The organism is Nocardioides astragali, from assembly GCF_024436375.1.
In the GTDB taxonomy this organism is placed as follows: Bacteria; Actinomycetota; Actinomycetes; order Propionibacteriales; family Nocardioidaceae; genus Nocardioides; species Nocardioides astragali.
The window spans coordinates 176525-202557 of the sequence record NZ_JAFMZM010000002.1 but is presented as its reverse complement, the minus strand read 5'-3'; the positions used below and the strand labels follow the sequence as shown (position 1 = coordinate 202557).

The window sequence follows — 26033 nt, the reverse complement described above, 5'->3', positions numbered from 1 at the left end:
GGGTGACCGGCTCCGGCATCGAACTGTTCGCGACGGTGGTCAGACCGACACGAACCCCTGGACGAGGCCGATGACAGCCACGATGGACACCAGCGCGACGACGGCAACCATGGCTTTCTCGACGGTCCCGGTGAAGACGGACCTGCCGCTCTCCTTGCGGGCCCAGACGAAGAGCGAGGTGCCGATCAGGTAGAACAGGCCGGCGATGAGGACGTACTGCCAGCCGCCGGCGTAGACCAGCCACACGGCATACGCGAGGCTCAGCACACCGATGGTGAGGTCGCGCGTACGTCCGTGCCCTCCGGCGTAGCTCTCCCCCGTCACCGCCAGCTTGAGCTGGTAGGCCGCCGACCACAGGTAGGGCAGCAGGATCAGCGAGGTGGCCAGGTAGACGAGGTCCGTGTACGTGTTCTCGTTGACCAATGTCCACAGCAGCAGGGCTTGGACGCAGACGTTGGTGAGCCACAGCGCCGTGGCCGGAGCACCGTGTCGGTTCTCCTTGGCCAAGGCCGCCGGAAGCACGTGGTCCAGCGCCGGAAGGCGCAGGATCTCGACCGCCAGCAGCACCCAGGCGAGCAAGGCCCCCAACAGCGAGATGACCAGCCCGGCAGAGATGAACCCGGCACCCCATTCGCCGACCTCGTTCTCGAGGAGTCCGGCCATGGAGGGGTCGGACAACCCGGCGATGTCGGCCTGTGCCATCAGGCCGTAGGACAGCAGGTTGACGGCGAGCAGGAGGCCGAGCACGACGAGGAAGCCGAGGACGGTCGCCCGTCCGACGTCTCTGCGACTGCGGGCCCGTTGCGAGTAGACCGCCGCACCCTCGATGCCGATGAACACCCAGACGGTGACCAGCATCATGTTCTTGACCTGGTCCATCGTCCCACCGAGTCCGGCGTCGGCACCCCAGAAGTCCGTCGTGAAGAGGCCCGCGCGGAAGCCGACTGCGGCGATCGCGATGAAGGTCAGGATCGGCACGACCTTGGCCACGGTCACGACCGCGTTGGCGAAAGCGGCGTTGCGGACACCGCTGAGCGTCAGCGCGTGCACGACCCACAGGAGCACCGAGGCGCCCGCGATCGCAGCAACGGTGGTCCCGCCCTCGAAGCTGGGGAACCAGTAGCCCAGGGTGGACATCAGCAGCACGAGGTAGGCCACGTTGCCGACCCAGGCGCTGATCCAGTAGCCCCAGGCCGAGGTGAAGCCGACGTACTCGCCGAAACCTTCCTTGGCGTAGCCGTAGACACCGCCGTCGACCTCCGGCTTGCGCTGCGCCAGCGACTGGAAGACGAACGCCAGCATCAGCATGCCGACGCCGGTGATGACCCAGCCGATCAGCAAGGGACCGGCAGCAGCGCTGCCGGCCATCTGGGAGGGAAGGGCGAAGATGCCGCTTCCGATCATCGAGCCCACGACCAGTGCGGTCAGTGCGGGCAGAGCAAGTCCTACCCGAGGACCTGCGGGCGCGTCGTCAGGGGCTCGGACCGCTCGGGTGCGGTCCATCGCCAGCTTCATCTTGTGCCTCCTTGGCTCACGAGGAGACGACATCTCCTCCCTCCCGACTCTCGTCCGCCGACAACCCGCGGGTCAGGGCCGCTGGTCCGGCCGACGTGAGTCCTTCGGCCCGCGCCACCACGCCGGCACCACGGCCATCAGCCCAGTGACCCGGGACCTTCGGCACTCTTGCCCGGCACCTCGAGGCGTGAGGCTGGAGACGTCCCTCACGGAAGGAGAGGTCATGACGCTTCACGTGGACTCCGAGGTGGGCCGGATGAGGCAGGCGATCCTGCACCGACCCGACCTCGAGCTGAAGCGGCTCACCCCCACGAACCACGACGACTACTTGTTCGACGACGTGTTGTGGGTCCAGCGCGCGAAGCAGGAGCACGACGCGTTCGCCGAGGCGCTGCGCGACCAAGGGGTGCAGGTGCACCTGCTCGACCAGCTACTGACCCAGACCCTGGCGATCCCGGACGCGAAGAAGTACGTGCTCGAGGAGTCCTTCGACGAACGCGTCTACGGCCCGATGGCCCTCGACAGCCTCCACCGGGCGTTCGCCGCCATGGACGACGTCGAGCTCACGACGTACCTGATCGGGGGCATGACCAAGCGCGAGCTGCTCGAGCGGGTTCCCGAGCCGTCGTCGGTGGTGGTGCAGGCGCTGGGCCTCGACGACCTCCTGCTCCCACCACTGCCCAACCATCTCTTCACCCGCGACACCTCCGCCTGGATCTATGACGGTGTCTCGGTCAACGCGATGCGCAAGCGAGCCCGGATGCGCGAGACCATCCACTACGAGGCGATCTACCGGTGGCACCCCCACTTCGCCGAATCGGCCCATCAGGTGTGGGCGGACGGCAGGGCCAACGGCGCGGGCACCACCGAGGGCGGAGACATCCTCGTCCTCGGCCGCCGGGCCGTCCTGATCGGGATGAGTGAGCGTACGACGCCCCAAGGTGTCGAGCGACTGGCCAGACGTCTGTTCCGCGCCGGCAGCGCGCACACGATCGTCGCCCTGTCCATGCCGAAGGCCCGCGCCTTCATGCACCTCGACACCGTGATGACCATGGTCGACCGGGACACGTTCACCAAGTACGACGGCCTCGGGATGCTCCCGGCGTACACGATCGAGCCCGGCGACGACGAGCACGAGCTCAAGGTGACCGCACATCGTCCGGAGGACATGCACCAGGCCATCGCGGAAGCGATGGGGCTCCCGTCGATCAACATCCTCACCGCCACCCAGGACGTGCAGTCCGCCGAGCGTGAGCAGTGGGACGACGGCTGCAACGTCCTCGCCGTCCGGCCCGGGGTCGTCGTCGCCTACGAGCGCAACGTCACCACCAACACCTACCTCCGCAAGAACGGCGTGGAGGTCATCACCATCCAGGGCAACGAGCTCGGGCGGGGCCGCGGAGGCCCTCGCTGCATGACCTGTCCGATCGAACGAGAAGGGATCTGAGCACCATGGCGTTCAACCTGAGGAACCGCAGCTTCGTCAAGGAGCTGGACTTCACCCCCAAGGAATGGAAGTTCCTGCTGGACCTCGCGGCCGAGCTGAAGGTCGCCAAGTACGCCGGCTCAGAGCAGCCGCGGCTCACCCGCAAGAACATCGCGCTCATCTTCGAGAAGACCTCGACCCGCACGCGGTGTGCGTTCGAGGTGGCGGCGTTCGACCAGGGAGCACGAGTCACCTACCTCGATCCGGCCGGGTCCCAGATCGGACACAAGGAGTCGATGGAGGACACCGCCCGCGTCCTGGGTCGCATGTACGACGGCATCGAGTACCGGGGATCGGCACAGGCCAACGTCGAGACGCTCGCCACCTACGCCGGCGTGCCCGTGTGGAACGGCCTGACGGACGAGTGGCACCCGACGCAGATGCTCTGCGACATGCTCACGATGCGCGAGCACTCCGGCAAGCACGACGAGGACATCGCCTTCGCCTACCTCGGTGACGCCCGCAACAACGTCGGCAACTCGCTCCTCGTGGCGGGAGCGATGATGGGCATGGACGTGCGGATCGTCGCCCCGAAGTCGCTGTGGAACCACTCCGAGGTCATCGCCGACGCACACCGCATCGCTGAAGAGACTGGCGCCCGCATCCAGCACACCGAGGACGTCGAGAACGGGGTAGCCGGTGTCGACTTCCTCTACACCGACGTCTGGGTGTCCATGGGCGAGCCCAAGGAGACATGGGCCGAACGCATCAACCTGCTCAAGCCCTACCAGGTCACCATGGACGTCGTGAAGGCCACGGGCAATCCCAAGGTCAAGTTCATGCACTGCCTGCCCGGTTTCCACGACCGCCACACGAAGGTCGGCGAAGACCTGTTCCAGGAGACCGGCATGGACGCCCTCGAGGTCACCGACGAGGTGTTCGAGTCCCGCCACTCCATCGTGTTCGACCAGGCCGAGAACCGCATGCACACCATCAAGGCGGTGCTCGTCGCCACGCTAGGAGGCTGACGTGCGCATCGTGGTGGCCCTGGGAGGCAACGCCCTCCTGCAACGGGGCCAGAAACCGGACGCCGAGCTGCAGGAACGGAACGTGGACCGCGCGGTCGCGGCGCTGGCGCCCATCGCACGTGAGCACGAGCTGGTGCTCACCCACGGCAACGGACCGCAGGTCGGAGTGCTGGCGCTGCAGAGCGCCTCGGACCCGCACCTGACCACGCCCTACCCGTTCGACGTCCTCGGGGCGCAGACACAGGGGATGATCGGCTACTGGCTCCTGCAGTCGATGCAGAACCACCTTCCCGGGCGGCAGGTGGCCGCCATCATCAACCAGACCCTGGTAGAGGCAGCGGACCCGGCCTTCGACGATCCCACCAAGTTCGTCGGGGAGGTGTACACGCAGGAAGAGGCCCAGCGTCTGGCGGCCGAGCGCGGCTGGGCGGTCAAGGCCGACGGCACGGGCTGGCGTCGGGTCGTCGGGTCCCCACGCCCCCAGCGCGTGGTCGAGACCAGGCTGATCCGCCTGCTGCTGGAGAGCGGCGCGGTCGTCGTGTGCGCCGGCGGCGGAGGCGTGCCAGTCATCCGCGACGAGAGCGGCCGGCTCCGCGGGGTCGAGGCGGTCGTGGACAAGGACCTCACCAGCTCGGTCCTCGCCGAGGCCCTGGACGCCGACATGCTGCTGGTGCTCACCGACGTGCCGGCCGTGATGACGGACTACGGCACGCCCCAGCAGGCGCCGATCACCCGGGCCACACCCGCCGGGCTGCGCAGCCACGGCTTCCCCTCCGGCTCGATGGGCCCCAAGGTCGAGGCGGTCTGCCGCTTCGTGGAGCTGACCGGCGGCGCAGCTGCGATCGGGTCGCTCCAGGACGCCGCCGCGATCCTGCGGGGCGAGGCCGGAACCGTGGTCACCGCCTCGGGGAGCTACCCGGATCCGCCGGCCGAGGGGTCGTAGCGCACATCTCCGCGTACGTCCAAGGACCCACGACGAGGGCCTTTGGGCCCTGCCGGGCGCGCCCGTGCGGTGGACAGGATGGAGGTGGAGGTGAGGGTGATGTTCACCATCAGAAGTCTGGGCGGTATCGCCCTGCTCCTTGCAGGGAGCACATGGTTGTGGATGACCCCGGCGTTCGCTGGGAAGGGAGTGTCCACCTCGGGAACGTTGTGGACCACCACGAGGGTCCTGTCCCTCGTGACGGTGGCCATGTTCTGCCTCGCGACGTGGGGTCTGTTCGCCCGGTACGAGCGGTGGGAAGCCGTGGCGCTCGGATCAGCTGCTGTGGGGCTGGTCGCGGTGATCGTCTACTGGCTCGCCGCCCGGGGTGGCGGAGAACCGGTGGGGACGGCGACGTGGAATGCCTTCGTGCACGTCCTCATGGTCGTCGGCATCATGGTGCTGCTCCTCGTGCCCACGCTCGAGCGCTGGGTCGATCGTCACGTGATGGGTGCCTGAGCCACGGTCGTTGGAGCTCAACTGCTGCCCGGTGACACGAATGGGTCATGCGCCTGCGGGAGCTGACGGGCAACATGGACCTATGTTCGAGGTTCGCCTGGCTCCCGTGGGTCTGGATCGCCTTGCCCAGCTCCTGGCGTCCGAACGGGCGCGCCGGCTGGAAGCCGCCGCACTTCGGGCGCAGGAGCAGCTGCGCGGCCGCGTCGTGTGGAACGTCAATGCGACGGCGACAGGGGGCGGCGTCGCCGAGATGCTGCAGGTGCTGGTGGCCTACGGACGCGGCGCCGGCGTCGACACGCGCTGGCTGGTGCTGGACGGGGATCCGGAGTTCTTCACCATCACCAAGAGGCTCCACAACTTCCTGCACGGCTCGTCCGGCGACGAAGGGAGCCTCGATGACCGTGCACGGAGCCACTACGAGCAGGTGCTGGCTCGCAACCTCGACGAGCTCCTCCAGCGTGTCCACCCGCAGGACATCGTGATCCTCCACGACCCGCAGACTGCCGGACTCGTGCCTGGCCTCGTGGCTGCCGGCGCACACGTCGCCTGGCGTTGTCACATCGGACGCGACACCGCGAACGAGCTGCATGACCTGGGCTGGGCATTCCTGCGGCCGTACATCATGGCGGCCCACGCGTTCATCTTCTCCCGGCGCGAGTACGTGCCCGCATGGGTGCGTGATGACCTGGTGTGGGTCGTACCTCCATCACTGGACCCGTTCAGCGCTAAGAACGCGGACCTGGACCCTGAGGTCGTGAGCACCACCTTGCACGTAGCCGGCCTCGTGAGCACGTCGTCTCCCACGTCCGTCACGGAGTTCGACCGGCGGCGGGAAGGCCATGGACGCGTGCGCCACCGTGACAGCCTGATCATCGATGGTCCACCCGTCCCCGGGGATGCGCGGGTCGTCCTGCAGGTGAGCCGATGGGACCGCCTCAAGGACATGGAAGGGGTGCTCCGAGGCTTCGCCGACAACCTGTCGGGACTCCCTGACGACGCTCATCTCGTCCTCGCGGGGCCAGACGTGACAGGCGTGACGGACGACCCTGAAGGCGGCGAGGTCCTGGCTTCCTGCCTCGAGCTGAGGGTGTCGATGGACACGTCCATCCGACGCCGGATACACCTGACCGCCCTGCCCATGGACGACGTCGACGAGAACGCTCACCTCGTCAACGCGCTGCAAAGACATGCATCGGTCGTGGTGCAGAAGAGCCTGGTCGAGGGATTCGGGCTCACGGTCACGGAGCCGATGTGGAAGAGCCGCCCCGTTGTCGCGTCCGCGGTCGGCGGCATCCAGGACCAGATCGACCACGGAGTCAACGGTCTCCTCCTCGATGACCCCTACGACCTCGACGGCATGGTGAAGGGCGTCGACACCTTGCTGCGCGACCCCGAGACGGCGCAGCAACTGGGAGAGCGTGCGCACCGAACGGTGCTGGACCGCTTCCTGGGCGACCGCCACCTCCTGCAGTACGGCGAGCTGTTCGCCAGCATGATCGAGGCGTGAGAGCCCACTCCGCGCGGCGGTGCCGTTGAGCCCCTACTTGAGCAGGGTGCCGGCCGCCTCCAGCGTGAGATCGGGCGTCAGGCGCACGTGGCCGGGCGGGACGATCCGGACCGGGCAATGGCTGTGCATCAGCACGCTCCTCGCCGTCGCACCGAGGTGAACGCTGGGGGGAGCACCGTGCGCACGACGGACGAGGACGACCTCGTCGGCCTCGGCGGACGCTTCCACCAGCGAATGGGCCGGCTGGTCGTGCGCCGTGCGGAGCTCCACGTCGACGTCGGGACACTGCGTCCGCCAGGCCGACAGCATCTCCTCGATCTCGCGGCCAACGCGCGAGTCCCAGTCCTCGTAGGCCCTGGGGTTGGCGATGAGGTCCTCGTAGCCGGCCGGCATCTTCCACGCGTGCAGCACCACGAGGCGGCTTCCTCGCTGATGGGCGACCGAGAAGGCCTCGGCGAGCAGCTCGTCGGACTGTTGGCGATGCTTGACCCCGACCAGCACGACGCCCTTGGGCTCATCCGGCCGCCACGTCTCTGGCACCGAGACTGTGGGAACTGGTGCACTGGCGGCAACAAGCGTCGACACGTTCCCTGTGAGGAGACGTGCGACCACGGAGCGACGATCACTGCCCACGACCACAGCTTGTGCATGGCGCTGCGCCGTCAGGGTCGCCACGATGCCACCCTTCCGGACGAACGCCTTGACCGGTACGGCATCGAACGGCTCGAGCTGATCCATCACCGAGCGCAGGACGGACCGTCCCGCCTCCATGAGGTCCTCGGGCGGCAGCGCATACCCGGGCGTCATCGGTATGTAGGTGGGAACCACGTGGACGATCTCTACGCCCACGCCGCAGCGAGCAGCCTCGCCGCGGGCGTACCGCACGGCATTGACGCTGGCAGCTGTCCCATCCACGCCCACGACCACGGCGTGCGTCGAGCGGGTGGCGCTCCTCGTGTTCGTCATCGTCCTGACCTCCTGGCTCGAAGCCGTACCTCTCGCTTCTCCATCGTGGTCGCGGTGGCGGCGCCGGGGCAGGGCACAAGGAACCTCGCGGCCGGGACCAACGGCCCCAGAGCTCGGCCCTCTCGGACGAGGCAAGGGCTTTCACTCCCCTACTCAGGCACAAAGTCCCTGTCAGCAAGCGCGGGTCCGATCGACCATGGACACATGACGCCAGGTCAGCAAGCCCCCGCGCTCGACGTGCTCACGTCGGACGGCCGACCGGCACGCATCCGCGCGGTGGCGGACACTGACCGGGACGGGCTTCTCGTCCTTCACGAGGAGATGGACGCCGAGACGCAGCGGCTTCGGTTCTTCACGGTCAGCAAGACCGCAGGCCGTCACTACGTCGACCACGTGCTGGCGCACGATCCAACGACGATCGCGAGCCTGGTGGCCACGGTCTCCGGGGACATCGTGGGCCTGGCCACCGCCGAACGAATGTCTGACGACACGGCCGAGGTCGCTCTGCTCGTGGCCCGTTCTGAGCGGGGACATGGACTCGGCACGCTGCTCCTCGAGAACCTGGCTGCCGCGTGTCGGCAGCTGGGGATCCGGCGGTTCGTCGCGGACGTCCTGCCGGAGAACAGCAGGATGTCCCAGGTGTTGCGCGATGCCGGCTACACGATCGAGCGCAACATCGAACCCGGCGTCATGACGTACGAGCTGAGCACCGAGGCCTCGGAGACGGCCCGCCGTGCCACCGAGACGCGCAGGCGCCTCGCCGAGGCCCGTTCACTGGAACGCGTCGGGCTCACAACCGCGCTGATCGACCCTCTCAGGATGAGGAGGTGTCGACGATGACCGGACGACCCGCCGGATCGACATCGCTCGCCGTCCTCGCGTCCGTGGGGGGCATCCTGGTGGCAGCCGCGACCTGGTCAGCGCTCACCGGCGAGGCCGAGCTTGCCCTCGACCTCGGCGCAGGTGGCGCTGCGGTCGCCGTGCTGACGGTGCTCCTCGCCGCGGTACGCCGTCCTCCGGACATCGACGTGGGGGTCGTCGCCGGAGAGCTCACGGTGCGATTTCACCGCTGGGACGTGCTGTGGAGCCTGCGTCGCGAGGTGCGAATCCCACTCGAGCAGATACGCAGCGTCAGGGTCTGTCGACCGGAGAGCCTGTTGCGCGGTTGGTGGCACCGGCGTCTAGGCACCGTGGTCCCCGGGATCATCAAGGCGGGCTGGTTCGGCGGCGCTGGCGGGCGCGAGCTGTGGGACGTCCGCACAGGAGCCGAGGTGATCGACGTGTGCCTGGCGGCAACCCGGCCCATGTCGCGACTGGTCCTCCAGGTTCGGGACCCGGACGCTCTGGCACGAACACTGACCGCGGCTCTCTCGGTCGTCCGCATCCGCGAGCTGGACGTTCTCATGGGTGAAGCCCGGCTTGGCGAGCACGAGCGATGAAGGGCACGCCCATCCTGACAACGGCACCTCATCTGAAGGCCGACCAGCAAGCCAGCCATCCCAGCGGTCGGGGCCACGTCGCGCGACGGTGGGCTGGACGGCTCCTCGCCTCGGCCCTTGGTCTGCTCTTGCTCGCAGTAGGCGTGGGACTTGGCCCACGCCACTACGCCGAGCAAGGCATCAGCTCCCTGGCCGTGACGGGCTTCGTCCTCATGGTCCTGGGAGTCGCCCTCTCGGGATGGAGCGCTTGGCGCATCCTCCGGTCGGCTCGGCGCAGGTGGTGGGTGGCCGTCGTCGCGCTGTTGTCCCTCGCCACCTACCTGATCCTCTGGACCCTGGGTCAGGCGGTCGCCGCGTCGTACGCCCCACGCCCGACTTTGGGCGAGCAGACCCCGGCCGACGTCGGGGTGTCCTACCGCGACGTCACCTTCTCCAGCAGCGACGGGGTGGAGCTGGCCGGATGGTATGTCCCGACCCGGGACGGCGCTGCCGTCGCCCTCATGCACGGCGCCGGGTCCACGCGCTCGGCAGTGCTGGCACATGCGGCGGTGCTGGCCAAGCATGGCTACGGCGTCCTGCTCTTCGACGCGCGCGGGCACGGCGAGAGCGCCGGCAGAGGCATGGACTTCGGGTGGTACGGCGAGGCCGACGCCGCGGGCGCCGTCGACTTCCTCACGAGGGAGCCCGGGGTCGATCCACGACGCATCGGGCTCGTCGGCATGTCGATGGGAGGTGAGCAGGCGATCGGCGCTGCCGGTGAGGACGACCGCGTGGCCGCGGTGGTGGCCGAAGGGGCCACCAACAGGGTGGCGGACGACAAGGAGTATCTGGCTGCGTACGGTGTGCGGGGGGAGGCACAGCAGCGGATCGACGTCGTCACCTACTGGTTGACCGCTCTGTTGAGCGACGCGCCCGAACCGGCGCCACTACGCGAGTCGATCTCGATCGCAACCACCCGTCCGGACCCCACGGCCTTCCTGCTCATCACGGCTAGCCAGGAACCCGATGAAGCCTTGGCAGCCGACCACATGCAAGGACCGGCCGACGACCTCGTCACGGCCTGGTCCGTGCCCGGCGCGGGCCACACCCGAGGACTGAGGGAAGCACCGGCCGACTGGGAGGATCGAGTGGTGACGTTCCTCGATGACGCACTCGAGGGAGAACGCTGAGGAGCGCACTCGATCTCCCTGGCTTGCCGAGTCAGCTCGCTCATGGACGTGCGGCGGGTTCGTACACGGTCGACCACCAGTGCCGCCCGCGAGTCGGTGAGCGCCGCCAACCCTGTCTGACGAGCTCCGCGTCCAGCTCTGCCAGCCGATCATGCGCCACGTCCGACCAAGCGTTGGGCTCAGTCTCGTTGTCCAGGTCCTGGAACCGCATGACGGGAAACGTCGCCCCGACGCAGACGTGAGCCTGACGATCATCCGGTGCTCCGCGGGGCCGCGCGACGAAGCGGAACTGAGCGCTCCCGAACGTGCCGGTGAGCGTGTTGGCGAGCGCGGCCAGCCATGAGTGCTGGCCCAGCTCCTCGAGATGGATCTCCACTGTCGTGCGTGCGTCGATGCTGTCGACACCCGCCGAGTCGCTACGAGTCATCACATCTCCTTCCTCTGTCGAGGCAGTCCGGGCGACAGCACGACCGTGGCTCGCCTTCGTGTCTCTGTCGTCAGCCTGACGCCCCGTGGTGAGGGACGGCAGGGTCGATCGGTCTGTTCAGGAGGACTGAAGGTCCTCAAGCCCCTGCGGCCGGACTAGGGTGCGAAGCGATCGTGATGAAGGAGGCTTCATGACCGCCCGGCCGGTGCTCGTCCTGAACGCGGGGTCGTCGTCCCTCAAGTACCAGGTGGTCCGTCCGGACACAGGCCGGTCGCTGACCCGAGGGCACGTGGAGCGTCTCGGTTCGGATGAGTTCGCAGAGGCGCTGCGCACGCTCAGCGAGGAGCTCGCGAGAGAGGGCATCGACCAGACGTCGCTGGCAGCGGTCGGCCACCGTGTGGTCCACGGTGGGCAGCAGTACGTGTCCGCAACGCTGGTGGACGACGACGTGCTGGCGGGCCTGGAGGAGCTGGTGCCCCTGGCGCCGCTGCACAACCCGCCGGCCATCGCCGGCATCCGTCAGGCCATGGCGGCGTACCCCGGGCTGCCGCAGGTGGCGGTCTTCGACACGGCGTTCTTCGCGGACCTTCCCCCGGCCGCGGCGACGTACGCCATCGACGCCGAGCTCGCGCACCGACTCGGCATCCGGCGCTACGGCATGCACGGCATCAGCCACGAGTACGTCGCCCAGGCGGCCGCCGACTTCCTCGGACGGCCCCTCGGCAATCTCGACCAGGTGATCCTGCACCTGGGCAACGGCGCCTCCGCCACGGCTGTGCGCGCCGGCCGATCGGTGGAGACGTCGATGGGCCTCACGCCGCTGGAGGGCCTGGTGATGGGGACCCGCGCCGGCGACCTCGACCCCGGGGTGCTCCTCCACCTGATGCGCGTGGGCGACCTGGACCTTGATGAGCTGGACGACCTGCTGAACCACCGTTCGGGACTGCTTGGGCTCAGCGGGATCCAGGACTTCCGGGACCTCGTCACGGCCGTCGACGGCGGTGACGCGTCGGCGCGGACTGCGTACGACGTGTACTGCCACCGCCTGCGCAAGTACGTCGGCGCCTACCTCGCGGTGCTCGGCGGTGCCGACGTCATCACGTTCACCGCAGGCACCGGGGAGAACGTCGCCCGGGTGCGGCGCGACGTGCTGGCCGGTCTCGACCGCCTGGGGATCAACATCGACCCCGAGCGCAACGACGTACGCGGGGGCCCGGCCCGCATCTCGACGGACGACTCCCCTGTCACTGTGCTGGTGGTCCCCACCGACGAGGAGCTCTCGATCGCCCGCCAGGTGGCTGCCCTGCTCTCCTGAGGGCTCGCTCAGTTGTGGTCGGCCGCGGTGTCTGGTTGCGCGGTGGTCGACGGCGAGGAGGTGCGCTCCGGACTGGCCTCTGCCGACCACGCCCAGTCACGGACCTCGGGGAGGTCCTCACCGTGCTCGCGGGTCCAGGCGCGAGCCCGGCGGCGGGTGTCCACCATCTGCTGCCGCAGGCCCGCAGCCCGTTGACCCAGGCCGGGGACACGGTCGATCACGTCCATGACGAGGTGGTAGCGGTCGAGGTCGTTCATCATCACCATGTCGAACGGCGTGGTGGTCGTGCCTTCCTCCTTGTAGCCACGCACGTGGATGTTCGCGTGGTTGGTGCGTCGATAGGTCAGCCGGTGGATCAGCCACGGATAGCCGTGGTAGGCGAAGATCACCGGCTTGTCGGCAGTGAACACAGTGTCGAAGTCCCGCGCTGACAGCCCGTGCGGGTGCTCCGTCTCGTCCTGTAGCCGCATCAGGTCGACCACGTTGACGAACCGCACCCCGAGCTCGGGCAGGTGCTCGCGGAGCATCGACGCCGCTGCGAGCGCCTCGATCGTCGGCACGTCCCCCGCGCAGGCGATGACGACGTCGGGGTCCCCGTCGGTCGTCGAAGCCCAGTCCCAGATCCCCAGCCCGCGGGCACAGTGCAGATCGGCGGCCTCGGCGTCCAGCCAGTCGAACGTCGGCTGCTTGCCCGCCACCACGACGTTGACGTAGTGCGTGCTGTCGAGGCAGTGACGCATCGTCGACAGGAGCGTGTTGGTGTCCGGTGGCAGGTAGACGCGCACCACCTCCGCCCGCTTGTTGACGACGTGGTCGATGAAGCCCGGGTCCTGGTGCGAGAACCCGTTGTGGTCCTGGCGCCACACGTGCGAGGTGAGCAGGTAGTTCAACGACGGGATCGGGGGACGCCACTCGATCGTTCGCGTGGTCTTGAGCCACTTGGCGTGCTGGTTGACCATCGAGTCGACGAGGTGGATGAAAGCCTCGTAGCAGCTGAAGAGCCCGTGTCGACCGGTGAGGAGGTAGCCCTCCAGCCACCCCTGGCACGTGTGCTCCGACAGCATCTCGACCACCCGGCCCTGGCGTGCCAGGTGCTCGTCGACCTCGAGGAGCTCGCCGGCGAAGACCTTGTCGGTCACCTCGTAGACGGCGTCCAGACGGTTGGACGCCGTCTCGTCCGGGCCGAAGATGCGGAAGTTGTCCGGGTTCTCGCGCACCACGTCGACCAGGTAGTGACCCAGCACCCGGGTCGCCTCGTGCACCGAGACCCCCGGGGACTCCACCTCGACCGCATGGGTGCGGAAATCGGGCAGCCGGAGCGGACGCCGCAGCAGGCCGCCGTTGGCGTGCGGGTTGGCGCTCATCCGGCGCTCCCCGTGCGGCGCCAGCTCTCGCAGCTCCGGGACCAGCCGTCCGGCGTCGTCGAAGAGCTCGTCCGGCCGGTAGGACCTGAGCCAGGTCTCGAGCAGCTCCCGGTGCTCGTCGTTCTCCCGCGTGCCGGAGAGTGGCACCTGGTGCGCGCGCCAGGTCCCCTCGACCTGGACCCCGTCGACCACGCCCGGTCCCGTCCACCCCTTCGGGGTGACGAGCAGGACCATCGGCCATGGTCGCCGCTCGAGGTCGCCGTCCTCCCGCGCGGCGGACTGGATCTCGCGGATCCGGTCGTGCCCCTGGTCGAGCGCGGCGGCGAGCTGTCGGTGCACATCGTCGGGATCGTCACCCTCCACCGTCAGCACCTCGTGGCCGTAGCCCCTGAGCAGGTCGAGGAGCTCCTCGCGCGGGATCCGCGCCGGGATCGTGGGGTTGGCGATCTTGTAGCCGTTGAGGTGCAGGATGGGCAGCACTGCGCCGTCGTTGACCGGGTCAACGAACTTGTTGGCGTGCCACGACGTCGCCAGTGGACCGGTCTCGAACTCACCGTCGCCGACCACGGCTGCGACCACGAGGTCAGGGTTGTCCATCGCCGCGCCGTAGGCGTGGGACAGCACGTAACCCAGCTCTCCGCCCTCGTGGATCGAGCCGGGTGTCTCCGGCGCCACGTGGCTCGGCACCCCGCCAGGGAAGGAGAACTGGCGGAACAGCTCCTGCATGCCTCTCGCGTCGTCCCCCACGTGGGGGTAGACCTCGCTGTAGGTGCCCTCCAGCCACGCGTTGGCCACGGCGGCCGGCCCTCCGTGGCCGGGCCCGGCCAGGAAGATCGCGTCGACGTCACGCTCGCGGATCAGCCGGTTGAGGTGCGTCCACAGCAGGTTGAGACCTGGAGTGGTCCCCCAGTGACCGAGGAGACGCGGCTTGATGTCCTCGCGCTCCAGCGGCCGCTCCAGCAGGGGGTTGTCCATCAGGTAGATCTGGCCGACAGACAGGTAGTTCGCGGCCCTCCACCATGCGTCGAGTGCGGCGACCTGGTCGTCCGTGAGCCGTTCGTCCACCATCGGTGCTCCTCCGCTCGTCATCAGACGGCGGCGGACGCCGCCGTTCGTCACGCTACGCGCCCTGAACAGGAGCCGGTCAGATCTCCTCGGGCACCATCTCGATCGCCCCGCACGGACACTCGGCGACACAGATGCCGCAGCCCTTGCAGTAGTCGAGATCGATGGCGTAGCTGCCGGGCATGCCGAGGCTGACCACCGCGTTGTCGGGGCAGACCGCGACACAGTTGTCGCACGACAGGCACGTGCCGCACGACATGCAGCGGCGCGCCTCGTAGAGCGCGTTGTCGACATCGAGCCCCTCCACGACCTCCTCGAACGTCGACTGCCGGCGGACGAGCTCCAACCGCGGCCGATGGGCGCGCGGCGCATCCTCGTAGTACCAGGTGTTGAGCATGTCGAAGGCCGCGAGCTCCCGTGGCGGCTCGGGCGCGGGGGCCAGGCCGGCGAGCCAGACATCGATGCGCTCGGCCGCCACGCGACCGTGCCCGATGGCGACGGTCACCGAGCGGTCACCCGGCGTCACGTCGCCGGCGGCGAAGATCCCCGGCTGCCCGGTCATCATCGTGGGGCTCGTGTGCACCACGCCACGGGCGAGGTCCACCTGCTCGATCCCGGTGAGCAGTGACAAGTCCGACTCCTGACCGAGGGCGAGCACGACCGAGTCCGCCGCCAGCACCTCGGTGCGTCCGGTGGGTTGCGGGAACCCTGTCTCGTCGAGCTCCATCTGCTCAACGACGATCGAGGACTCCTCGACCTCGCCGATGGTGGACAGCCAGCGGAACCGGACGCCCTCCTCCTCGGCCTCCTGAACCTCGCTCTCGTGCGCTGGCATCCTCTCCCGCGTCCTGCGGTAGACAACGAGCGCGTCGGCGGCGCCGAGCCTCCTCGCCGTCCTCGCTGCGTCGATGGCGGTGTTCCCGCCTCCGTAGACCGCCACCCGGCGACCCAGCAGGGGTCGCTCCCCCGCCTCGATGCCATGGAGCACGGTGACGGCGTCGAGCACGTGAGCGGCAGAGCCGGCCGGGATGTAGGCCCGCCGGCCCACCTGGGCCCCGATCGCCACCAGGACGGCGTCGAAGTGCTCCGCCGCCATCGTCCCGGCGAGGTCGTCGACACGGACGCCGAGCTCCAGGCGTACGCCCAGGTCGAGGATGCGCTGCACCTCCGCGTCCAGCACCGACCGGGGCAACCGATAGCGCGGGATCCCCCAGCGCATCATCCCGCCGGGCCGGGACTCGGCCTCCCTGACAGTCACGTCGTGCCCGAGCCGGACCAGGTGGTAGGCGGCCGAGAGCCCGGCGGGGCCTGCACCGACGACCAGCACCCGGCGTCCCGTGGGAGCGGCGACAGCTGGCAACGACCAGCCCAGCTCGATAGCCCGGTCGCCCAGGAACCGTTCGACCGAGTTGATGCCCACGGACTCGTCGAGCTGCCCCCGGTTGCAGCTCGTCTCGCACGGGTGGTAGCAGACCCGGCCCATCACGGCCGGGAACGGGTTGGTCTCGACGATGCGGCGCCAGGCGCGCTCGTAGCCGGCGTCGCCCTCCTCGGCGTCGTACAGCCAGTCGCGCACCGCCTCCCCCGCGGGGCAGGCGTTGCCGCAGGGCGCCTGGCGGGTCACGTACGTCGCCCGCTCGGTGCGCCACGAGCCCGTGAGGTCCGACCTGCTGGAGCCGGGCCCGAGGGTGATCGCGAAGGGCAGCTGGGGCTCAGCCATGGGGAACCACCTCATTCTCGGCCGCAAGGCCGTACCTGACGATGTTGCGGTCGGCGCCCGCCTGGATGCGGGCGACCACGTCGGGACGTCCGGGCTCGCCGAACAGGTGCGCGAAGCGCCCCTGGAGAGTGAGGTAATCCTCCACCGGGACCCGCTGCCGGATCGGGGTGGTCGCCGTGACTACCCCGTGCTCGGCCTCGAACACCGGGAACAGGCCGCTCTGCGTGGCCAGCCGGGCCAGTCGGATCGTGTCCTTGGACGCCGACGCCCACCCGAGCGGGCAGGGCACCAGCACGTGCAGGTAGCGCGCGCCGTGCACCGACATCGCCTTCTCCACCTTGCGCTCGAGGTCGCGCAGGTCCGCCACCGTGGCGGTGGCCACGTAGGGGATCTCGTGCGCCATGGCGATCCGCGGGAGGTCCTTGCCCTGTCCGAAGACGTTGCCCGGCTCGACCCCCACTGGCTTGGTGGTGGCGGTGCGCGCGGCGGGCGGTGTCGCCCCCGAGCGCTGGACCCCGGTGTTCATGTAGCCCTGGTTGTCGTAGCAGACGAAGAGCACGTCGTCGTTGCGCTCGAACATGCCGGACAGGCACCCGAGGCCGATGTCGACCGTGCCGCCGTCCCCGGCCTGCGCCACGACCCTGATGTGCTCGCGGCCCTGGGCCTTCAGCGCTGCGGCGATGCCGCTCGCCACGGCGGCCACGTTTCCGAAGAGCGAGTGCACCCATGCCAGCTGCCACGCGGACTCGGGATAGGGGGTCGAGAACACCTCGAGGCAGCCCGTCGCGTTGGCAGTCACGATGTTCCCCTCCGCGGCCCGGATCGCCGCATCGAGCACGAACCGCGCTCCCAGCGCCTCGCCGCACCCCTGGCAGGCGCGATGGCCCGAGGTGATGGCGTTCGCACGCCCGGGATCCGCCTGGACGGAGCGTTCGTCCGGGTCGAGCAGCCGGTTGCCGGCCGCGAAGGTGCCGATCTGGTAGAGCTTGAGGTCGGTGGTCGTCATCACGACTCCTTCAGCAGCGATGGTGTGGAGTCGCGGCCCAGGAGGGCCTCGTCGAGGTCGAGGAAGTGGAGCCGGTCAGGATCGACCTTCCCCCCCAGCACCGCGGCGAGCAGGGCCTGCACGCTGGCGCGCGTCACGGCTCGTCCGCCCAGACCGGCGACGACGTCGTACACGGGCGCCTCGGAGGCCGACAACGTCAGCCGGACGTCCTGCCCCAGCATCGTGCCCGAGCCGACCGAGAAGGCCCGGTTGAGCACGATCACCCGCTCGACGTGCGCCAGGGCCGACCGGACCTCGTCCAGCGGCCAGGGCCGGAAGCACGTCACGGTCACCGCACCGATGCGGACCCCCTCGTCACGCAGCTGGTCCACGACGTCCTTGACCGAGCCGAGCACCGAGCCCATCGCGACCACGGCCGTAACGGCGTCGTCCATGCGGTAGGTGCCCACGAGCCCTCCCGAGCGACGACCGGTGGCGCGCTCGAACTCCTGCGCGACCACCGGGATCTCGTCGAGCGCACGCAGCTGCTGCTCGGCGGCGAGGTACTTCACCTCGGTGAAGGCCTCGGGTCCGACCATCGCGCCGATCGTGACCGGTGCCGCCGGGTCAAGTACCTGCCGCGGCACGAAGGGTGGGAGCAGGGCGTCGACGACGTCCTGCTCCGGCACGTCGATCTCCTCGACCGCGTGGGTGAGCACGAAGCCGTCCATGCAGACCATGACCGGGAGCGAGAGGCGCTCGGCGAGGACGAAGGCCTGGACGTGCAGGTCGACTGCCTCCTGGTTGGACTCGGCGAACATCTGGATCCACCCGGCGTCGCGCTGCGACATGGCATCGGAGTGGTCGTTCCAGATGTTGATGGGCGCGCCGATGGCCCGGTTGGCGACCGTCATCACCACGGGCAGCCCGAGCCCTGATGCGTTGGGGAGTGCCTCGGCCATGAACAGCAGTCCCTGGCTGGCGGTGGCCGTGTAGGTGCGCGACCCGGCTGCCGAGGCACCGATGCAGGCCGACAAGGCACCGAACTCCGACTCGACCATGAGGTACTCGCAGGGCGCGAGCTCACCCGTGCGCACCAGGTCGGACAGGGCCTCGACGATGTGGGTCTGGGGAGAGATGGGGTACGCCGCGACCACCTGCGGTCGGCACCGGGCGACCACGTCGGCCACTGCTCGCGAGCCCTCGACCTGCCTAAGCACGGATCCCACCCCCGATGGCGAGGCGGACGTGGGCGTGGGCGAGCCGCGCGACCTCGGCGTTGGCCTGCCCCACCTCGCCGCCGAACCGTTGTCGGATGGCGTCCTGGACGGCGGCCAGGCTGACCACCCCGGTCAGGGCGGCGAAGCCGCCGAGGAGAGCAGTGTTGGGAAGCGCCCGGCCGAGCACCCGCCGCGAGAGGTCGGTCGCCGGGACCGTCACGAGCCGGCCGGGATCCAGACCCGACACCAGGTCGTCGATCCCGAGCTCCGGGAACGGGCGGGAGCTGTTGACCAGCACGAAGCCGCCCGCCGGGATCCCGGCCAGCACCGGCACGAGGCGCATCAGCGTGGGGTCCTGGACGATGACCGCATCGGGCTCCGACACCGGGTCGTGTGCGCGGATCGGCAGGTCATCGATCCGGCAGAAGGCGACCACGGGCGCACCGGTGCGTTCCGAACCGAAGCTGGGGAACGCCTGGGCGTGCAGGCCCTGGTCGAACGCCGCGACCGACAACGTCTCGGCGGAGGTGACCGCACCCTGCCCGCCCCGTCCGTGGATCCGTACGCTGAACACCGGTCTCAGTCCTCCCCCACCGACGCGTGGTGGCGCAGCCGGTGGCGCGCGAGCGGTGCCTCGGGCATGCGCCTCGACGGATCGTCGAACCAACGGATGGTCTCCATGGTGTTCCTCTCCGATCGGTGTGGTGAGGGCCCGGCGGTGACCGGGCTCAGGGGGTGTCGGACGAGCTGCCGACGAGGCGGGTGATGTCGGCGAGGCGGCACGTGTAGCCCCACTCGTTGTCGTACCAGCCGAAGACCTTGGCGAAGCGTCCCGAAGCCTGCGTCAGGCTGGCGTCGAAGACGCACGACGCTCCGTCGCCGATGACGTCGGTTGAGACGAGCGGACCGTCCTCGTAGCTGAGCAGGCCGGCCAGCGGTCCTGCCGCGGCCGCGGCCGAGAAGGCGGCATTGATCTCCTCGGCGATCACGTCGCGGCCGAGCAGCACCCCGAGGTCGACCAGGGAACCGTCCACCACGGGTACCCGCAGCGCCACTCCGTCGAGCCGGCCGGCGAGCTCGGGGAGTACCTCCCCGACCGCCTTCGCGGCACCCGTCGTGGTCGGGATGATGTTGACGGCGGCCGATCTTGCCCGACGTGCGTCCTTGTGGGGGCCGTCGAGGATGTTCTGGTCGCCGGTGTAGGCGTGCACGGTGGTCATGAACCCCTGCTCGACACCGAAGGCGTCGTGGAGCACCTTGACCATCGGCGCCACGCAGTTGGTGGTGCACGATGCGTTGGACACCACCCGGTGCGCGGCACCGTCGTAGACCGCGTCGTTGACACCCATCACGATCGTGGCGTCCACGGACCTGCCCGGGGCCGAGATGACCACGCTGGCGGCTCCGGCGCGCAGGTGTCCGGCCGCCAGGTCCCGGGTGCGGAACTTGCCGGTGCACTCCACGGCAACCTTCACGTTCTCCTGGGCCCAGGGCAGCTGCTCGGGGTCGCGGAACGAGGAGACGGACACCTTGCGGCCGTCGACGACGATGACGTCGCCGTCCACCTCGATCTCCCCCGGGAACCGGCCGAAGGTGCTGTCGCGGCGCAGGAGCGTCGCCAGCGTGCGGACGTCCATGAGGTCATTCACGGCCACCACCTCGAGATCGTCGGTCTGTGCGGCGCGACGCAGCAACGCCCGTCCGACCCTGCCCATGCCGTTGATCCCGACCCGGATGCTCATCGTGGTGCCCTCCCTCGCCGCCGCGGTCGCGGAGGTCTATGCCTCACGTTCGTCCGGGGGCGGGGAGACCCACAGGGTCGAAGGTCATCGTCGCGCGGGCCCTTCGTCAGGCATCCGCCAGCCCCGTGCACAAGGTCCCGGGGGCACGGGACCTACGGCCGCAGCGTGGGGTCCCCGCGATTCCTACGCTCGGAGCATGAGACGACCCACCACCCTCGACCGGCTCGTTCATCCCGTCCGTTGCCCCGCCACGGTCAGCCACCATCCCGCACACCCTCGAGAAGGAGCTTCATCATGAAGGCACTCGTCTACGGCGGCCCCGGCCACCGTTCCTGGATCGATGTCCCGGACCCCGCGATCAAGGAGCCCGAGGATGCCATCGTCCGCGTCGACGCGGTCACCATCTGCGGCACCGACCTGCACATCCTCAAGGGCGACGTCCCCGAGGTGGACTCGGGACGCATCCTCGGCCACGAAGCCGTCGGCACCGTCCTGGAGATCGGGGACCAGGTGCACGGCATCGCGATCGGGCAGCGCGTGCTGGTCTCCTGCATCTCCGGGTGCGGACGCTGCCGCTTCTGCAAGGAGGGCCGCTACGGCCAGTGCCTCGGCGGAGGCGGCTGGGTCCTCGGTCACACCATCGACGGCACCCAGGCGGAGCGCGTCCGAGTGCCGTTCGCCGACCACTCGCTGCACGTCCTGCCCGACAACGTGAGCAACGAGGACGCGCTGATGCTGGCCGACATCCTGCCCACGTCGTACGAGATCGGGGTCCTCGCCAGCCACGTCGGGCCCGGCGACACCGTCGTCGTCGTCGGCGCCGGCGCCATCGGACTTGCCGCCCTCGCCACGGCTCGGCTCTTCAGCCCTTCGCAGGTGATCATGGTCGACCCCGCAGCGTCACGTCGGGAGCACGCCATGACGGCAGGCGCGGACCACGCCGTCGGCTCGGACGCCGAAGCGGAAGCACTGGTCCGAGAGCTCAGCGCGGGACTGGGAGCGGACGTCGCCATCGAGGCCGTGGGCGTGCCCGGCAGCTTCGTGCTCTGCACCGCACTCGTCCGGCCCGGCGGCCACGTCGCCAACGTCGGGGTCCACGGGAGTCCCGCGACGCTCCACCTCGAGAGCCTGTGGATCAAGGACATCACCATCACCACCGGCCTGGTCGACACCCGCACGACACCGCTGCTCCTCCGCCTGCTCAGCGAGGGCCTGGTCGACGTGTCAGCACTGCTGACCCACCCCTTCGGCCTCGACGAGATGCAGGACGCCTACGACGTCTTCGAGCGCGCCGGTGAGACCGGCGCCCTCAAGGTCGCCCTCTTCAACCCCGACGCTGTCTGAGCCTCCCGCGACTCGTGGTGGCGCATCGAGGACCGATCCGCCACCTGCGCAGGTGCCGATCGCGCGCTCGCGCGTCCCGGCACTGGGCGATGAGTAGGTGACGGGGAGCTACGAGCTCACCGCACCACGGCGACGGGGCAGTGGGCTCGGTGGAGCACCTCGTGGCTCACCGAGCCGAGGAGCATGCCGCTGAACGCGTTGAGTCCGCGCGAGCCCACCACCAGCAGTGACGCGTGACGCGAGGTCCCGACGAGGGCGTCGGCCGGGGAGAGGGCGTAACTCTGGTTCGAGGTCGATGTCGGGATTCTCTGTCGCAGCCGCGGCCACGGACCTCGACAGCTGCTGCTCCTGGTCGGCCAGGAACGCCCCCAGGGCATCGGGCAGCTGTCCCTTGCCGTCCAGGTGCACCGGACGGGTCCTGGCGGCACGCACCGCCGAGACCTTCTCGCCGGTGACCCGGGCACGTCGGCAGGCGAAGTCGAGGGCTGCCTCACTGCCTGCAGAGCCGTCGAGCCCGACCACGATGCGGTGGGCGGGGCCCTCCGTGGGACGGACGACGACGACGGGGCACGGGGCGTGCCGGGCGAGGTGCTGGCTCACCGAGCCCACGAAGAACTCCCCTGCCCGGTTGTGTCCGCGGCTCCCCAGCACGAGGAGCGACGCGTCATGAGCCAAGGCGGTCAAGGTGGGCACCAACGCCCCGCGCCTCAGGGTGATCGTGTTGTCCTCGATGCCGGCCTTCGTCAGCACCTGTTGGGCGCGCTCCGCCACCTCCGGCCAGTAGTCCTCGGGCCACCAGGCGACCCCCGGCAGGGCGCCGAGGTCTTCGACCACGGCCACCTGCACGGGCACGTGCTCGAGAAGGGCAGTCTGCGCCGCCCACTCGAGTGCAAGGTCAGCGTCAGGGGACCCGTCGTAGCCAACGAGGATGGTTCCAGTGATGTCGTCCATATTTGGATCCTGGACCGCCCGTCTCCCCAGCGGCAGGGTCCTTGGACCCGCGCTGCCGGGCCTTCCGTCGGTTGCGCCAGACCATCGCCCGAGCGCTGACGGTCGGTCGAGGTGCGAGGTGTGCTCGGCGGCGTCCACGACAGCACTGGGGCGCTGGTGACGAGGTAGGTCAGTGACGTAGCCGGTGTCCCCTCCGTCGCAATGAGGCGGTGGCACAAGCAGGGGCAGAAGTACCTACCCGCACGGGTCCTTGGCCTGTGTGCGCCGCCGCCGGCCGTACCTAGCGTGGAAGCGAGGCTCGAACGATGGAGGAACGATGAGGAAATTGGTCGTCCTGGGCGCCGGCACGGCCGGGACCATGATCGTCAACAAGCTCCGCCGTCGGCTCGGCATGCAGGAATGGAGCATCACAGTCGTCGACCAGGACGATGACCACCACTACCAGCCGGGCTACCTGTTCATTCCCTTCCGCACCTACGCCCGGGGCGACATCGTCCGACCCCGACATCACTCAATGGTCGACGGCGTCCAGCTCGTCGTCGGGGAGGTGGATGTCGTCGACACGAGCACGAAGCGGGTCATGCTGACCGACGGCCGCGAGCTCGACTACGACTACCTGGTCGTCGCAACCGGGACCACACCGCGACCCGACCAGACCCCCGGCATGGTCGGGTCCGAGTGGCGTAGGAGCATCTTCGACTTCTACACCCTCGATGGCGCGGAAGCGCTCGCCGAGGCGCTGTCAGCGTTCGATCGCGGTCGGCTCGTCGTGCACATCACGGAGATGCCGATCAAGTGCCCAGTTGCCCCGTTGGAGTTCACCTTCCTGGCGGAGGCGTGGCTGCGCGAGAAGGGCATCCGGGACCGGGTGGAGGTGGTGTTCGTGACTCCCTTGGACGGCGCCTTCACCAAGCCGATCGCGTCCGAACGGCTCGGCTCGATGCTCGAGGAGCGAAAGATCAGAATCGAGTCCGACTTCATCGTCGAGCGGATCGACGAAGAGCGGAAGACGCTGGTGTCGTACGACGAGCGGGAGGTGCCGTTCGACCTGCTGGTCACGGTTCCGCTCAACATGGGTGCGGACTTCGTCGCCCGCTCGGGGCTGGGCGACGAGCTCAACTATGTGCCGGTCGACAAGCACACGCTCCTGTCCGTCGAGCACGACACCATCTTCGCCGTCGGCGACGCCAGCAACATCCCGGCCTCCAAGGCAGGCTCTGTGGCGCACTTCGCCGTGGAGGTCTTCGTCGACAACTTCCTCCAGCACGTCGCCGGCTCGCCGATGACCGGTTCGTTCGACGGACACGCCAACTGCTTCGTCGAGTCTGGTGACCACAAGGCCCTGCTCATCGACTTCAACTACGACACCGAGCCCCTGCCCGGCCGCTACCCGTTGCCCTACGTCGGGCCGCTGAGCCTGCTCGAGGAGACCCGCACCAACCACCTCGGGAAGCTCGCCTTCCGGTACATCTACTGGAACGTGCTGCTTCCCGGTCGTCCAGTCCCGCTCCCCTCGCACATGTCGATGGCGGGGAAGCACACACCGAACAAGGAGGCATGAGCCATGCCCACCACCACCATCGACGGCCACACCATCGAGGTCGACGACGAGGGCTTCCTGCTCGATCCCCACGAGTGGACCGAGTCACTGGCCACGTGCCTCGCCGCCCAGATCGGCATTGACCTCACCGACGAGCACTGGAAGGCGATCCGGTTCCTGCGCGACGACTTCGCCGAGCAGGGCGAGACCGCGACCCTGCGCAGGGTCAGCGTGGTCGGCGGGATCCCGACCAAGTCGCTGTTCCAGCTCTTCCCGCAGAAGCCGGCCAAGAAGCTCGCCTACGTGGCGGGCCTACCCAAGCCGCACGGATGCGTCTGACGACCAAGACCAGGAGACGAGAGACATGACCACCACACAGCCCACCCCGATCGTGCCCGCCTTCGCAAACGTCGACACCGATCGAAAGCTCGCCATCATCTGCTCCAAAGGCAACCTCGACATGGCCTATCCCGGACTTGTGCTGGCCAACGCCGCCCTCGGTGAGGGCGTGGAGACGCACCTGTTCTTCACCTTCTGGGGCTTCGACATGATCAACAAGAAGACCATGGCCGACCTCAAGTTCACCATGCTCGGCAACACCGCCACCCACATGCCGCAAGCACTGGGGGGCCTCCCCGGCATGACGGCCATGGCGACCCACCAGATGAAGAAGTCGATCGAGGCGATCGGAGTGCCCGAGGTGCCGGAGTTCCTGCAGCAGATCGTCGATTCCGGCGGTCACCTCTGGGCGTGCCGGATGTCGGCCGACATGCAGCACCTGGAGGAGGACGACCTCTACGACGCGGTCGAGGCCATCATCAGCGCAGCCGACTTCATCGAGATCACAGCCGGCGCGCAGCTGCTCTTCATCTGAAGAGGGATCGGCACAAGCTCGGGAAGGAACCGCCGTGTTCTCCGTACGTGTGCACGGTCGCGGCGGCTAGGGCGCCGTCATCGCTGCTAGCTGCTGTCCATCGCCGCGTTGACGAGGGCCGCCAGGCATAGGCCTTCCCCACGTTTGGCTCGGAGCGCAATGCAGCATCGACGACACCGGCGCGATCCAGATGGTCCCGGAGGAGATTTGAGCTAGCGAGTGGGACAGATACGCAGTCCCGGGGCTTGGTCACCGGTCAGCAACCGGCGCATGAGCACGATCTCCTCGCGCTGCTCGTCGCGGATGGCGGCAGCGAGGTCCGCCACCTCGGGGTGCTCGACGTCACCACTGAGCAGGAGGTGCTGCGAGCTCATGATCGCCATCATGTGGTGGCGCACCATGTCGGTCAGGAACGCCCGGTCGAGCGCGTCGCCGTCCAGCCCGCTCAGGTCCCTCATCATCGGCTGATAGCCGGGATCGCGGGCGGGACGGTCCGGATACCAGCGGTCCAGCCACCCTTCCATCAGGCGGACCTGCGCGCGCTGCGACGCCACGATGTCCTCTCCGAGCTGTCGCACCTCCGGTCTCTCGGACCGGCGCAGCTCCTGCGCTGCAGCGATCGCCTCGAGGTGGTGCGGGACCATCTCGGCGAGGTAGGCGTACTCGCTGGTCGCCCACATGCCGTTGCCCGAGTCGCCATGCATGTCGTCGCCACGCATGTGTACGAGGCCTCTGCTGTGATCGCTCGTCCAGCCGTCGCTCCGCCAGTCGAGGACGGGCGGGGCGACGAGCATCACCACCACCACGAGGAGAGCCCCCCACAACGACGAGGTGAGCGCGACGATCTTCCAGGTCCGGTTCATGGCAGACCTCCTTTCCCGCCAACCGTGTCCCGCGTGCGCGTGGGTGGACAGGGCAGTAGGTCTCGTGTCACACCAGCCGAACGTCCCGACGCACGGCGACGTTTGCACCTGCCCCGGGATCTCGCCCAGGCG

Annotated in this window: 24 protein-coding genes and 1 pseudogene; 13 read left to right on the top strand and 12 right to left on the bottom strand. The window is 68.9% G+C overall.

Going from position 1 to position 26033, the window contains the following annotated elements:
• Positions 1-39: 39 nt before the first annotated feature.
• A complete protein-coding gene (gene arcD / locus J3P44_RS06070; protein WP_255889359.1) occupies positions 40-1515 on the bottom strand; it encodes an arginine-ornithine antiporter in 1476 nt (491 codons plus the stop codon).
• 223 nt (positions 1516-1738) lie between these two features.
• Between arcD and J3P44_RS06065 the strand changes: the two genes are divergently transcribed.
• From J3P44_RS06065 to J3P44_RS06045, 5 genes are all read left to right on the top strand, one after another.
• The gene (locus J3P44_RS06065) at positions 1739-2962 is read left to right on the top strand and encodes an arginine deiminase (protein ID WP_255889358.1); all 1224 of its coding nucleotides are present in this window, start codon (positions 1739-1741) and stop codon (positions 2960-2962) included.
• Between the two features lie 5 nt (positions 2963-2967).
• Entirely contained in the window at positions 2968-3969 is a 1002-nt protein-coding gene (gene argF / locus J3P44_RS06060) for an ornithine carbamoyltransferase (RefSeq protein WP_255889357.1), read from the top strand.
• Between the two features lies 1 nt (position 3970).
• Entirely contained in the window at positions 3971-4912 is a 942-nt protein-coding gene (gene arcC, locus J3P44_RS06055) for a carbamate kinase (protein ID WP_255889356.1), read from the top strand.
• 189 nt (positions 4913-5101) lie between these two features.
• A complete protein-coding gene (locus J3P44_RS06050) occupies positions 5102-5410 on the top strand; it encodes a hypothetical protein (protein ID WP_255889355.1) in 309 nt (102 codons plus the stop codon).
• Between the two features lie 82 nt (positions 5411-5492).
• Complete coding sequence (locus J3P44_RS06045) at positions 5493-6917, top strand: glycosyltransferase (protein WP_255889354.1); 1425 nt, start codon at positions 5493-5495, stop codon at positions 6915-6917.
• 33 nt (positions 6918-6950) lie between these two features.
• Here J3P44_RS06045 and J3P44_RS06040 read toward each other — a convergent pair whose 3' ends face one another.
• Positions 6951-7883, bottom strand: coding sequence for a universal stress protein (locus tag J3P44_RS06040; RefSeq protein WP_255889353.1), 933 nt, complete (start codon positions 7881-7883; stop codon positions 6951-6953).
• Positions 7884-8087: 204 nt separating this feature from the next.
• Here J3P44_RS06040 and J3P44_RS06035 point away from each other — a divergent pair, with 204 nt between their 5' ends.
• From J3P44_RS06035 to J3P44_RS06025, 3 genes are all read left to right on the top strand, one after another.
• Complete coding sequence (locus J3P44_RS06035; protein ID WP_255889352.1) at positions 8088-8723, top strand: GNAT family N-acetyltransferase; 636 nt, start codon at positions 8088-8090, stop codon at positions 8721-8723.
• Complete coding sequence (locus J3P44_RS06030; protein ID WP_255889351.1) at positions 8720-9322, top strand: hypothetical protein; 603 nt, start codon at positions 8720-8722, stop codon at positions 9320-9322. The genes J3P44_RS06035 and J3P44_RS06030 overlap by 4 nt, the downstream gene beginning before the upstream one ends.
• Before the next feature lie 143 nt (positions 9323-9465).
• The gene (locus J3P44_RS06025; protein WP_255889350.1) at positions 9466-10491 is read left to right on the top strand and encodes an alpha/beta hydrolase; all 1026 of its coding nucleotides are present in this window, start codon (positions 9466-9468) and stop codon (positions 10489-10491) included.
• 40 nt (positions 10492-10531) lie between these two features.
• Here the strand turns inward: J3P44_RS06025 and J3P44_RS06020 are convergent, their stop codons facing one another.
• Positions 10532-10918, bottom strand: a complete 387-nt coding sequence (locus tag J3P44_RS06020; RefSeq protein WP_255889349.1) for a hypothetical protein — start codon at positions 10916-10918, stop codon at positions 10532-10534.
• A gap of 190 nt (positions 10919-11108) precedes the next feature.
• Here J3P44_RS06020 and J3P44_RS06015 point away from each other — a divergent pair, with 190 nt between their 5' ends.
• Complete coding sequence (locus J3P44_RS06015; protein ID WP_255889348.1) at positions 11109-12233, top strand: acetate/propionate family kinase; 1125 nt, start codon at positions 11109-11111, stop codon at positions 12231-12233.
• Between the two features lie 8 nt (positions 12234-12241).
• Here J3P44_RS06015 and J3P44_RS06010 read toward each other — a convergent pair whose 3' ends face one another.
• From J3P44_RS06010 to gap, 6 genes are all read right to left on the bottom strand, one after another.
• The gene (locus J3P44_RS06010) at positions 12242-14665 is read right to left on the bottom strand and encodes a phosphoketolase family protein (protein WP_255889347.1); all 2424 of its coding nucleotides are present in this window, start codon (positions 14663-14665) and stop codon (positions 12242-12244) included.
• A 76-nt stretch (positions 14666-14741) separates the two neighbouring features.
• Positions 14742-16382 (bottom strand): NAD(P)-binding protein, encoded by a 1641-nt coding sequence (locus J3P44_RS06005; RefSeq protein ID WP_255889346.1) that lies wholly within the window; start codon positions 16380-16382, stop codon positions 14742-14744.
• Positions 16375-17388, bottom strand: a complete 1014-nt coding sequence (locus J3P44_RS06000) for a thiamine pyrophosphate-dependent enzyme (protein ID WP_255889345.1) — start codon at positions 17386-17388, stop codon at positions 16375-16377. The genes J3P44_RS06005 and J3P44_RS06000 overlap by 8 nt, the downstream gene beginning before the upstream one ends.
• A complete protein-coding gene (porA, locus tag J3P44_RS25415) occupies positions 17388-18587 on the bottom strand; it encodes a pyruvate ferredoxin oxidoreductase (RefSeq protein WP_255889344.1) in 1200 nt (399 codons plus the stop codon). Before porA ends, J3P44_RS06000 begins: the two co-directional genes overlap by 1 nt.
• On the bottom strand, positions 18580-19161 hold the full coding sequence (locus tag J3P44_RS05990) for a 2-oxoacid:acceptor oxidoreductase family protein (protein WP_255889343.1): 582 nt from the start codon (positions 19159-19161) through the stop codon (positions 18580-18582). The genes porA and J3P44_RS05990 overlap by 8 nt, the downstream gene beginning before the upstream one ends.
• Positions 19162-19315: 154 nt before the next feature.
• Positions 19316-20329 carry a type I glyceraldehyde-3-phosphate dehydrogenase gene (gene gap, locus J3P44_RS05985; protein ID WP_255889342.1) on the bottom strand — a complete coding sequence of 338 codons (1014 nt, stop codon included), beginning with the start codon at positions 20327-20329 and terminating at the stop codon, positions 19316-19318.
• A 294-nt stretch (positions 20330-20623) separates the two neighbouring features.
• Here gap and J3P44_RS05980 point away from each other — a divergent pair, with 294 nt between their 5' ends.
• On the top strand, positions 20624-21673 hold the full coding sequence (locus J3P44_RS05980) for an alcohol dehydrogenase catalytic domain-containing protein (RefSeq protein WP_255889341.1): 1050 nt from the start codon (positions 20624-20626) through the stop codon (positions 21671-21673).
• Between the two features lie 116 nt (positions 21674-21789).
• Here J3P44_RS05980 and J3P44_RS25760 read toward each other — a convergent pair whose 3' ends face one another.
• A complete protein-coding gene (locus J3P44_RS25760; RefSeq protein WP_372496520.1) occupies positions 21790-22050 on the bottom strand; it encodes a universal stress protein in 261 nt (86 codons plus the stop codon).
• A pseudogene (locus tag J3P44_RS25755) lies at positions 22034-22624 on the bottom strand (universal stress protein); the annotation flags it as partial. The pseudogene J3P44_RS25755 and the gene J3P44_RS25760, both read right to left, overlap by 17 nt.
• A 316-nt stretch (positions 22625-22940) precedes the next feature.
• Here J3P44_RS25755 and sqr point away from each other — a divergent pair.
• From sqr to J3P44_RS05960, 3 genes are read left to right on the top strand one after another with little or no spacing between them, the layout of a single operon-like run.
• Positions 22941-24185, top strand: coding sequence for a type III sulfide quinone reductase, selenoprotein subtype (gene sqr / locus J3P44_RS05970; protein ID WP_255889339.1), 1245 nt, complete (start codon positions 22941-22943; stop codon positions 24183-24185).
• A 3-nt stretch (positions 24186-24188) separates the two neighbouring features.
• Positions 24189-24503 (top strand): TusE/DsrC/DsvC family sulfur relay protein, encoded by a 315-nt coding sequence (locus J3P44_RS05965; RefSeq protein ID WP_255889338.1) that lies wholly within the window; start codon positions 24189-24191, stop codon positions 24501-24503.
• A gap of 25 nt (positions 24504-24528) precedes the next feature.
• The gene (locus J3P44_RS05960; protein WP_255889337.1) at positions 24529-25038 is read left to right on the top strand and encodes a DsrE/DsrF/DrsH-like family protein; all 510 of its coding nucleotides are present in this window, start codon (positions 24529-24531) and stop codon (positions 25036-25038) included.
• A 212-nt stretch (positions 25039-25250) separates the two neighbouring features.
• Here J3P44_RS05960 and J3P44_RS05955 read toward each other — a convergent pair whose 3' ends face one another.
• A complete protein-coding gene (locus J3P44_RS05955; protein ID WP_255889336.1) occupies positions 25251-25901 on the bottom strand; it encodes a DUF305 domain-containing protein in 651 nt (216 codons plus the stop codon).
• Positions 25902-26033 lie beyond the last annotated feature (132 nt).

Coding starts and splice junctions, on each gene's coding strand:
- arcD (WP_255889359.1), bottom strand. CDS start 1,515: ATGAAGCTGGCGATGGACCGCACCCGAGCGGTCCGAGCCCCTGACGAC.
- J3P44_RS06065 (WP_255889358.1), top strand. CDS start 1,739: ATGACGCTTCACGTGGACTCCGAGGTGGGCCGGATGAGGCAGGCGATC.
- argF (WP_255889357.1), top strand. CDS start 2,968: ATGGCGTTCAACCTGAGGAACCGCAGCTTCGTCAAGGAGCTGGACTTC.
- J3P44_RS06045 (WP_255889354.1), top strand. CDS start 5,493: ATGTTCGAGGTTCGCCTGGCTCCCGTGGGTCTGGATCGCCTTGCCCAG.
- J3P44_RS06040 (WP_255889353.1), bottom strand. CDS start 7,883: ATGACGAACACGAGGAGCGCCACCCGCTCGACGCACGCCGTGGTCGTG.
- J3P44_RS06035 (WP_255889352.1), top strand. CDS start 8,088: ATGACGCCAGGTCAGCAAGCCCCCGCGCTCGACGTGCTCACGTCGGAC.
- J3P44_RS06030 (WP_255889351.1), top strand. CDS start 8,720: ATGACCGGACGACCCGCCGGATCGACATCGCTCGCCGTCCTCGCGTCC.
- J3P44_RS06020 (WP_255889349.1), bottom strand. CDS start 10,918: ATGACTCGTAGCGACTCGGCGGGTGTCGACAGCATCGACGCACGCACG.
- J3P44_RS06015 (WP_255889348.1), top strand. CDS start 11,109: ATGACCGCCCGGCCGGTGCTCGTCCTGAACGCGGGGTCGTCGTCCCTC.
- J3P44_RS06010 (WP_255889347.1), bottom strand. CDS start 14,665: ATGGTGGACGAACGGCTCACGGACGACCAGGTCGCCGCACTCGACGCA.
- J3P44_RS06005 (WP_255889346.1), bottom strand. CDS start 16,382: ATGGCTGAGCCCCAGCTGCCCTTCGCGATCACCCTCGGGCCCGGCTCC.
- J3P44_RS06000 (WP_255889345.1), bottom strand. CDS start 17,388: ATGACGACCACCGACCTCAAGCTCTACCAGATCGGCACCTTCGCGGCC.
- gap (WP_255889342.1), bottom strand. CDS start 20,329: ATGAGCATCCGGGTCGGGATCAACGGCATGGGCAGGGTCGGACGGGCG.
- J3P44_RS05980 (WP_255889341.1), top strand. CDS start 20,624: ATGAAGGCACTCGTCTACGGCGGCCCCGGCCACCGTTCCTGGATCGAT.
- J3P44_RS25760 (WP_372496520.1), bottom strand. CDS start 22,050: ATGCCCTGGGGGCGTTCCTGGCCGACCAGGAGCAGCAGCTGTCGAGGT.
- sqr (WP_255889339.1), top strand. CDS start 22,941: ATGAGGAAATTGGTCGTCCTGGGCGCCGGCACGGCCGGGACCATGATC.
- J3P44_RS05965 (WP_255889338.1), top strand. CDS start 24,189: ATGCCCACCACCACCATCGACGGCCACACCATCGAGGTCGACGACGAG.
- J3P44_RS05960 (WP_255889337.1), top strand. CDS start 24,529: ATGACCACCACACAGCCCACCCCGATCGTGCCCGCCTTCGCAAACGTC.
- J3P44_RS05955 (WP_255889336.1), bottom strand. CDS start 25,901: ATGAACCGGACCTGGAAGATCGTCGCGCTCACCTCGTCGTTGTGGGGG.